This is a genomic window from Microcoleus sp. LAD1_D5, assembly GCF_036702115.1.
Lineage (GTDB): Bacteria > Cyanobacteriota > Cyanobacteriia > Cyanobacteriales > Microcoleaceae > Microcoleus.
Genome location: NZ_JAUBSA010000131.1, coordinates 1 through 7,940 on the forward strand (window position 1 = coordinate 1; position 7,940 = coordinate 7,940).

Sequence of the window (7,940 nt, forward strand, 5' to 3'; positions counted from 1 at the left end):
GCTGACGGATTGAGTTTTGAGGCTTTGCAAATTAACTCGATGGCGCATGGCACACTGCTGCAAGTTGCTGCGACAGGCGAGGTTTTGGCTCAGGTTTTTGGGGCTGATAATACTATTACTTCTCTGGATTTTTTGACTCTTTCTCGTTAAGACAAGCCTCACAAAAAACAGCGTGTAGGGTTCCATTCACAAAGCACCTTACCGCTGTTTATTCAAAAATTCTAATCCTAAAAAAATAGCTGCGATGCTTCCTGCTACACAAATTTCTCGGTTTTTTATTTTTACCAAAACTTCGGCAACGGGGACTAAAACAACTTCAATATCTTCTGTAATATCTAATTGAATTTTGCTGGCAAGCTTGACATTTTTAGCAAAGTATAGGTAGATAGAATTGGTGTCTTTTACGGGGTTATCATATAAGGTTGCTAGTTCCAAAATTTCTTCAGCAACATATCCCGTTTCTTCGGCAAGTTCTCTGGCTGCTGCCGATTTCCCGCTCTCTTCAGCAGGATTGAAAGTTCCGGCAGGCAGTTCCAGCAAAATTTCGCCTACTCCGTGCCTGTATTGGCGCACTAATACAAGTTCTTGCTGCTCTGTCGTGGCAAATACGAGGGCGATATTGGGTCGGACATTAACAAAAAAGTCGTCTATAATTTGTCCGCTTGGCAATTCTATTTCATCTTGTCTAACCTGACACCACTTGTTGTTAAGAACGAAGCGCGATCGCAATAATTTCCATTTAGTTAAATTTTTCATATCGCCATAATGCTAAACTTTCAGCGTCATCCGAAGGCACAATTTTCCCATCCATAATTTATTTCAGATCAAAAATTTCACCCAGCCGCCATGCCATACAAAAAATTACTCACCAGATTTGGGGAAGACTTACCAAAATGGACTGTTAATTCTCTAGCACCGGGATTGTTGGCGATCGAGTCACTGAGTCTGGGTCTAGCAGTCGTTGCCGCAGTTGCAGCAGTGCCAGCAACACTGGAACCAGTAAATGCTTCTACAGTCACAAGTTGGAAATTTGATCCGGCGACAAATCAGCTAGAAATTACTCTTCCAGAGGGAACAACCCCCACATATTCTCTACTCAACCCCAGTCAGATTGCTGTGGATTTGCCCAATACTGAGATCGGAGTAGATGCAACTCAGCTATACCCACAAGGCAGAGTGCGTTCTGTGGGAGTGAGTCAAGTTCAACCGGGAACGGCGAGAATTATGGTCAATTTGGCTCCTGGAGTCGGTTTTAGCGCGGGGAAAGTTCAATTCCAAAGAATTGGGGTAGAAAATCGCTGGGTGTTGCGTCCTTCGATCGAACCGACTGCGAGTATGGAAAATCCCGAAACTCAACCCCAGCCTGCAATACAAGTACCGCAAAACCAGCCACCGACAGATTCTAACTCAACTGCTGCCCCAGAGGTCGATCGACCTGAGCCTCCTACTTCCCCGAATCCCGGTACAAATTTTTCGCCGCGGTCAACTTCAAATGACCAAATCCGGCCGCTCAGAGTGCCTTTAGTCAACGTTCGCCTTGACGAACGCCGTGGGGTACAAGCTGCTGCTGTACCCCGCCTAGACCCTCAAATAACGACTGCTGCACCCCAACAGCGGACGCTTACTTTTGGTGAACCGCTTCCTCGCGGACGATCGAATGCTCCTTTGCAGGCTGCGGCTGGGGCGAATGTCTTGTTGCCGGCGGGCACGGAGCTGAGTTTGCTATACCCTGGCGATCGGGCTTTGCGGTTACAAGCAAAGCCCAGCCGAGAGGAAGTGCTGCTGCTGCAAGGGGGAATTCTCGACAGTCGCGGTAATACGATCGTACCTGCTAATACGCCGGTCATCGGTCGATTTGAAACCACTAACGTCGGCAGTCGATTTGTAGTGGAAGCTATTAGTCTCAACGGTCGCAATATCCCTCTGGTGGCTCGCTCGGAACCCGTGGAAGGCCGACGGGCTCAGCCTTCCGATCGCAGTTTGTTGCGAAATACTGGTATTGGTGGCTTAGCTTTGTTCTTGCTGAGCGGCTTTTCTGGTATCGGTTTGTTGGCGGGAGCAGCCGGTGGTGTTGCTACAACTTACGTCGCGACTCCTCAACCTGCTACGATTCAACCCGGTCAAATTTTGCAAGTTGAGTTAACGGAAGATTTCCCCCAGTTTGGTTTTTGAAGCAAGAAGGAAGAGGTTCGAGGGAAGACTTTTTTCTTCCCTCGAACCTCTTCCTTCAATATTTTCTTAGAGCAGTTTTCCATTCTATAAAATAAAGTAGGGACTTAAGCCAAGCCTAAGTCCCTACCCCATATCTGTACTTTGCTCAAGCGAAAACCGCTATATCGGCGATTTAGAAATTTTGACCTTCCGTGGTTGGAGCTATCGAACCCGGTTGGTTGAGGAACAGGTTTTTAGCGCCGTCGTTTTGGTAGATACAGTTAATTTCGGGTTGAGCTTCCAGGGGGCCGGTGAAGCCAAAGGTGTTCATGCGATTTTTGCAATCGCGCACTTGGTCTTGGCTGATGAGTTTTCTTTGTTCCAGAATTGCCCAGTTATTGGTTCGCAGGACGCATCCGGGGCGCATACTCGGCTGCGAGATGTAGACGTTGAAAGGGTTGAGGGTGACGTAGAGGCGCATATCTGTCACCATCGCGCTTGCTCCAAACTGCACGCAAAGTTCTGGGTTCGGGGCACTGCGGTCGATAAATTCGCGGGAGGCTACGTTCTCTGGGCTAATTGTAGCTGTGGAGCTAAAGGCAATGCCAATCCCAATTCCCAGAATAAAGACGGCTGTTAAAATCCCTAGGGTGGCGGAATTGAGAAAAGAGGGTTTGCCGGACTGAGGTTGACGCCGCGACTGTCCGCCCATTGAGCCGGAATAGTCGGAGTCTTCATCTCCTCGGGGTGGGTCGCCGCTGAATCTGTCGTTGTAGGATTTAGGTTTGCGTTTCATATAAGGTTCCCTCTGTTCTGGAGACTCAACAGGTAGTAGTTTGTTATTTTTAACCGATCTCGCCTTTCTAATATTATGACGCTAGGAAGGTGGTTGCTACAGGCCCCAGACACCCTCTCTGGGTTTGGTTTTTGGTTCACAGCTCGCGATCGACCAAGGGGCTGCCTTGTCTGAATTTTCAGATTTCAATAAAATAGCTGAAAGTGACATACTCTTGCACAGCGGAGGAATCCGGCTCAAGATGGTTAACAAATTTTAACATTTTACAAGTCAGGAGGTATAGATTAGTGTCTGTCGAAATTATTCAAAAGCCATCCACAGTCCGTAAGCTTGCACCGCGCTACCGCGTTCTGCTGCACAATGATGATTTCAATCCTATGGAGTACGTGGTGCAGACTTTGATGGCGACGGTACCGAGTCTGACTCAGCCACAGGCGGTAAATGTGATGATGGAAGCCCATACTAACGGGATGGGATTGGTGATTGTTTGCGCTCTCGAACACGCTGAGTTTTACGCTGAAACGCTCAATAATCACGGATTGAGCAGCAGCATCGAACCTGACGATTAGAACCTGACGGTACTGCAACGGATTCGCCCAGCGGATTTCAGACTCATACCGTCCACCCTCATACCAAAAAGCCAAGGGTTAGGCCCTTGGCTTTTTGGTATATTTAATCGGGTAGATATGGAAATTTGAAGAGCATAGGTTTTTCGGAACGGCCGGAAGTGGTTCGGAGCTAGGTGAGCTCTCGCGCCAATTTCAACTCTCCAATCTCAAATCTTTATCCGAGGAAACTAAGGAGGAAATTAATAACGTCCTCCTCCGCCTCCTCCTCCGCGAGCAAATTTTCCAGGGCCGCCGCCGCCCCGGTTGCCGCCACCCCGGCCGCCTTCATCTTCGCGCGGCTTAGCTTTGTTAACTTTGAGGTCGCGACCCATCCACTCTGCTCCGTCGAGAGCACTAATGGCTGCATCTTCTTCTGCATCTGTGGACATTTCTACAAAACCGAAGCCGCGGGGGCGACTGGTTTCTCTGTCGGTAGGTAGATGTACTCGCTTAACGGTTCCGTATTCGGCGAAGACGGTGGTGATGTCTTCTTGGGTAACTTGGTAGGATAAGTTACCGACGTATATCGACATGAGGAATAACTCCAAAATTTAGACAGTGCGAAGATTTCAGTTTCGGAGAGTCCCCTGCCGATACAGAAGGGCAAGTTTTTAGACAATTCTGTAGCAATGAACAAAGCCTGCAACTGAATCTGATTCACACTTGGTACTTTAACATAGAATAGCGTCTTTTGAGTAGGTTTCAGCAGTTAATTAAGTCGTTCTAATTAAACGTAAAACTTTTAGGGTATTCATAAACCTGGTTTATCAGTGTAATGTTTTGTCTGCAGTGGAAGCAGAGAAAGTTGTGGCGCGCGCTCTCACCGCAGGAAAGATACATCCACCTTGCCAAAGTTGGTAGTCAAAGCTAGGTTCACGTTTTCCAGGGCTTTGACTAACCACACCACGCCTTCTCGGGTACTGCATTCGTAGTGACCGAACAAAATTGCCAGGCGCTTTTCTAGGTAGGGCTTGACTTTGCCACAAATTAGTACGATTTTCAGCAGCAAACCTGTGGTTTGGGTGGGCCCGAGGTTTGAGATTAGGTCGATGAAGACAAAGTGGTTGGGCCGCACAGGACTCTCCACTACTAAAAAGTTCAATAACTGGCTGCAAGTTCTGATCATTAAAAATTCATTGAACTTCTGATCATCGCTGTGGGGCAGAGTATTTTGTAGTTGCTTATACAATTTTTCGTTAAAGAGACGTTTGCCGTAGCGGTCATCGGTGACAGAAGAAATCAGGTATTCGTACAAGTCATCTTTAAAGGAGCGGTAGGACTGATTTGTGCTGGCGTTCGCCGTGAAACGGCCCGCTAGCTGTCTGTAGGTATCGGCTCCTTCTACTTTTCCGACAAATTGCTTGAGGGCAAAGAATAGTTCCGGGTCGGTCAACAGTGTCGGATTTTTTATAGTTTGTATATTTCGACCGAAGGAAATGGAGGTTTCCCGACGCGCTATTTGGGCTTTTCTCACTTGGTGAGCGACATATTGTGAGAGATTGATCTCAAATTGCTGCTGCTTTTGAGCTTGGATTTTTTTAATGATTTTTTGCTGTTCGTAGGTGCTGTCGTCGCTGAGGAGGCAGTGTTTGTAGAGGTAAGGGTAGCGGGGAATTAAGGTTCCGAGGGCAAGGGTAGCAGGGGTTTTGCTGTTGCTGCTATCTTCATTGCTGTGAGTTATGACTTTGGCTAAGCGTTGGAGGGTGAGGTACTGTTCGCTTTCGGTAAACTGATTTACTAATTTAGGGATGGAGCCTCGCCCCCCCGATCGATTGTATCCAAATAATATTTTGGGCGCTTCTTCAAACACAGCGATCAATTCAGGGATGGCGGCTTGCTTGCTGGGGTAAGTTTGCCAGCGGTTGATCAGGATGTGGCAGCAGCGGTTGAGGATGTATTTGAACTCTTGTTCGGCGTGTTCTGAGCGTGCTATTTTATCGAGTGCGTCGGCGATCGAGCGATCGGGATATCCGGTACCCTGGATAAACAAAGTGCGAAAGCGGCTGATGAGTTCGGCCGGCTGCTCTCGTTGTACCAACTCCAGCCAATGCTTGTAAAGTAGCTGTTCTTCTTCGTGGCTTTGTCTGTTGTAGTCGTTCACTGTGGATTAACCCTCCGAGGCTGGGGCAGGAGCTTTCAGCGCTATTAGCTTGATGAATTGGCAAATGAATCGCAATAATTAAGTCAACCAAGCTTCTCGCCGGCTGAGACTTATGGGTAGAAGCTGTCAGCAGCTTAAGCCGATCGATATTTTTTGCTTAGTTAAACTATTTATCAACACCAGCATGACATGAATTGTTGGTAATTAGCAAGGCCTTAAATCACCATCGACTTTGTAAAGTATTGGTAAAGATTGTGGGGGGTACGGAATAATTTCTGGGTGAGCGGACGATTTAGTATTAGGATGATCAAGGTCAATCCTGAGCAGCAGCTCCCTGTTAGTTAAATTTGAGGTCGGCCGAGGTAGAATTAGCTGTGAAAATAATTATTTGAAATGTGAGTGCTGGTTATGGTTTGTCGCGTAAGTATCGCCCAACTTGCTGAAATTTTAACTGTACCTTTGCCTGCGGTGTCTAAGGGCGTTTTGACAGCTTTAGGGACAGGTATTGCCACAGATACGCGCACTCTTGAGGGGGGCGAAGTATTTTTGGCGCTGCGGGGAGACAATTTTGATGGCCATCAATTTTTGGCAAAAGCCCGGGATTTGGGGGCGATTGCGGCGATTGTCGATCGAGATTGGCAAGAGGAATTGCCTAATTTTCCGCTGTTGCGCGTGGACGATACTTTAAAAGCTTATCAGTCGATCGCCCGTTGGTGGCGTGACCAATTCAGTATACCTATAGTTGCTGTTACTGGTTCTGTAGGTAAAACTACTGTTAAAGAGTTAATTGCGGCGGTTTTGTCAACGAAGGGAAAGGTTCTTAAAACCCAATATAACTACAACAATGAAATTGGAGTACCAAAAACTTTGTTGGAGCTTTCACCCTTACACAATTATGCTGTAATTGAAATGGGAATGCGCGGGAGTGGCGAAATTGCGCTGCTGTCGCAAATTGCGCGTCCTACTGTGGCGGTAATTACTAATGTAGGAACGGCGCATATCGGGCGATTAGGTTCCGAAGAGGCGATCGCCCAAGCAAAGTGCGAACTTTTAGCTGAAATGCCTACAGATAGCATTGCTATTCTCAATCACGATGGTGACAGATTAATCGCAACTGCGTCAAAACTTTGGCAGGGAAAAACTTTAACTTACGGTTTAGAAGGCGGGGATTTGTGCGGGAAATTGCTGAATCATAATACAATGTTTGTAGATGGTGTAGAATTGCCGCTGCCACTGCCGGGACGCCACAATGCTGTAAATTATTTGGCGGCTTTGGCGGTAGGAAAAGCTTTAGGTATTGATTGGGAAGTTTTAAAGCAAGGTTTGTCTGTGCAGTTACCGGATGGACGGGCGCGCCGCTACGATTTGCCCGAAGATATTATGATTCTGGATGAGACTTACAATGCTGGTTTGGAGTCGATGTTGGCGGCCCTGAGACTGTTAGCAGATACTCCAGGAAAGCGCCGGATTGCGGTGTTGGGAACGATGAAGGAATTGGGCGACAGGGCGATCGAATTTCACCGCCAAGTGGGAAGAGTGGCGCGAGATTTGCATCTGGATGCTTTGTTTATTTTTGCTGATTTTGAGGAAGCGGCGGCGATGGCGGCTGGTGCGGCGGGTTTGCCTTTTGTGGAGATAGGAGATATTGCCAGGGAGAATTCCCGCGAAGATTTAGCAAGACATTTAATGGAGTTTGTCACACCGGGCGATCGTATTTTATTTAAGGCATCTCATTCGGTGGAGTTAAATCGAGTTGTGGAGAAGTTTCGCGCTGATTTGGCTGGCGAATAATATCCTGTCCGCGTCAAGAATTATAATTAAGTTTGTAGTGAGGACTTAAGCCCTCCATAAACTCGCTCGCCGTGAAGTCCTCGCTACAAACTCATGTTTTACACGATATGATATCATCTCCAAAGTGGGTGAAGCGGAGCTATCCGGAAGGGAATCGCCCTCCTTCACTCCCCTGACTAAATTTGACTCCTCACCCATTCGCGAAACAACCGAATTAAAGCATTTTCTTTTGTAGTTCTCCTCAATTCCAAAAAGCGCAGCATCTCAACTTGCGACAAAAAAGGAAAAGTCGGAGAAACATCTCTTTCTACATATTCCTGTGTTTCCAACTGATAAATTATTAAACGATTTCCGTCGTAGCGCCAAACTTCCGGTACGCCTAAACTTGCATATAAAGAAAGTCGATCGATCGAACTGCTAGTACAGCATGGCGGAAATAAAGTACCTATTTTATGGGAGACTGGGGCTAAGTGAGATAAATTGCACTCAGAAC

7 protein-coding genes and 1 pseudogene are annotated in these 7,940 nt (G+C 47.2%); 3 read left to right on the plus strand and 5 right to left on the minus strand.

Annotated elements, in window-relative coordinates:
- Nucleotides 1-198: 198 nt before the first annotated feature.
- Nucleotides 199-756, minus strand: a complete 558-nt coding sequence (locus tag QUA70_RS27390; protein WP_333335494.1) for an NUDIX hydrolase — start codon at nt 754-756, stop codon at nt 199-201.
- Between the two features lie 90 nt (nt 757-846).
- Between QUA70_RS27390 and QUA70_RS27395 the strand changes: the two genes are divergently transcribed.
- Nucleotides 847-2,172: an AMIN domain-containing protein gene (locus QUA70_RS27395; protein WP_333350948.1), complete on the plus strand. Its 1,326-nt coding sequence runs from the start codon at nt 847-849 to the stop codon at nt 2,170-2,172.
- Nucleotides 2,173-2,344: 172 nt separating this feature from the next.
- On the opposite strand, the gene QUA70_RS27400 is transcribed toward QUA70_RS27395, so the two are convergent.
- Complete coding sequence (locus QUA70_RS27400; protein WP_333335500.1) at nt 2,345-2,947, minus strand: DUF3172 domain-containing protein; 603 nt, start codon at nt 2,945-2,947, stop codon at nt 2,345-2,347.
- A gap of 287 nt (nt 2,948-3,234) precedes the next feature.
- On the opposite strand from QUA70_RS27400, the gene clpS reads away from it, so the two are divergent.
- Nucleotides 3,235-3,516, plus strand: a complete 282-nt coding sequence (gene clpS / locus QUA70_RS27405; protein ID WP_015178019.1) for an ATP-dependent Clp protease adapter ClpS — start codon at nt 3,235-3,237, stop codon at nt 3,514-3,516.
- A gap of 239 nt (nt 3,517-3,755) precedes the next feature.
- On the opposite strand, the gene QUA70_RS27410 is transcribed toward clpS, so the two are convergent.
- Nucleotides 3,756-4,088 carry an RNA recognition motif domain-containing protein gene (locus QUA70_RS27410; protein ID WP_006635107.1) on the minus strand — a complete coding sequence of 111 codons (333 nt, stop codon included), beginning with the start codon at nt 4,086-4,088 and terminating at the stop codon, nt 3,756-3,758.
- A gap of 287 nt (nt 4,089-4,375) precedes the next feature.
- Entirely contained in the window at nt 4,376-5,656 is a 1,281-nt protein-coding gene (locus tag QUA70_RS27415) for a hypothetical protein (RefSeq protein WP_333350950.1), read from the minus strand.
- Nucleotides 5,657-6,064: 408 nt separating this feature from the next.
- Between QUA70_RS27415 and QUA70_RS27420 the strand changes: the two genes are divergently transcribed.
- Nucleotides 6,065-7,447 carry a UDP-N-acetylmuramoyl-tripeptide--D-alanyl-D-alanine ligase gene (locus QUA70_RS27420; protein ID WP_333350951.1) on the plus strand — a complete coding sequence of 461 codons (1,383 nt, stop codon included), beginning with the start codon at nt 6,065-6,067 and terminating at the stop codon, nt 7,445-7,447.
- Between the two features lie 176 nt (nt 7,448-7,623).
- Here QUA70_RS27420 and QUA70_RS27425 read toward each other — a convergent pair.
- Nucleotides 7,624-7,940 (minus strand): annotated as a pseudogene (locus QUA70_RS27425) (hypothetical protein); the annotation flags it as partial.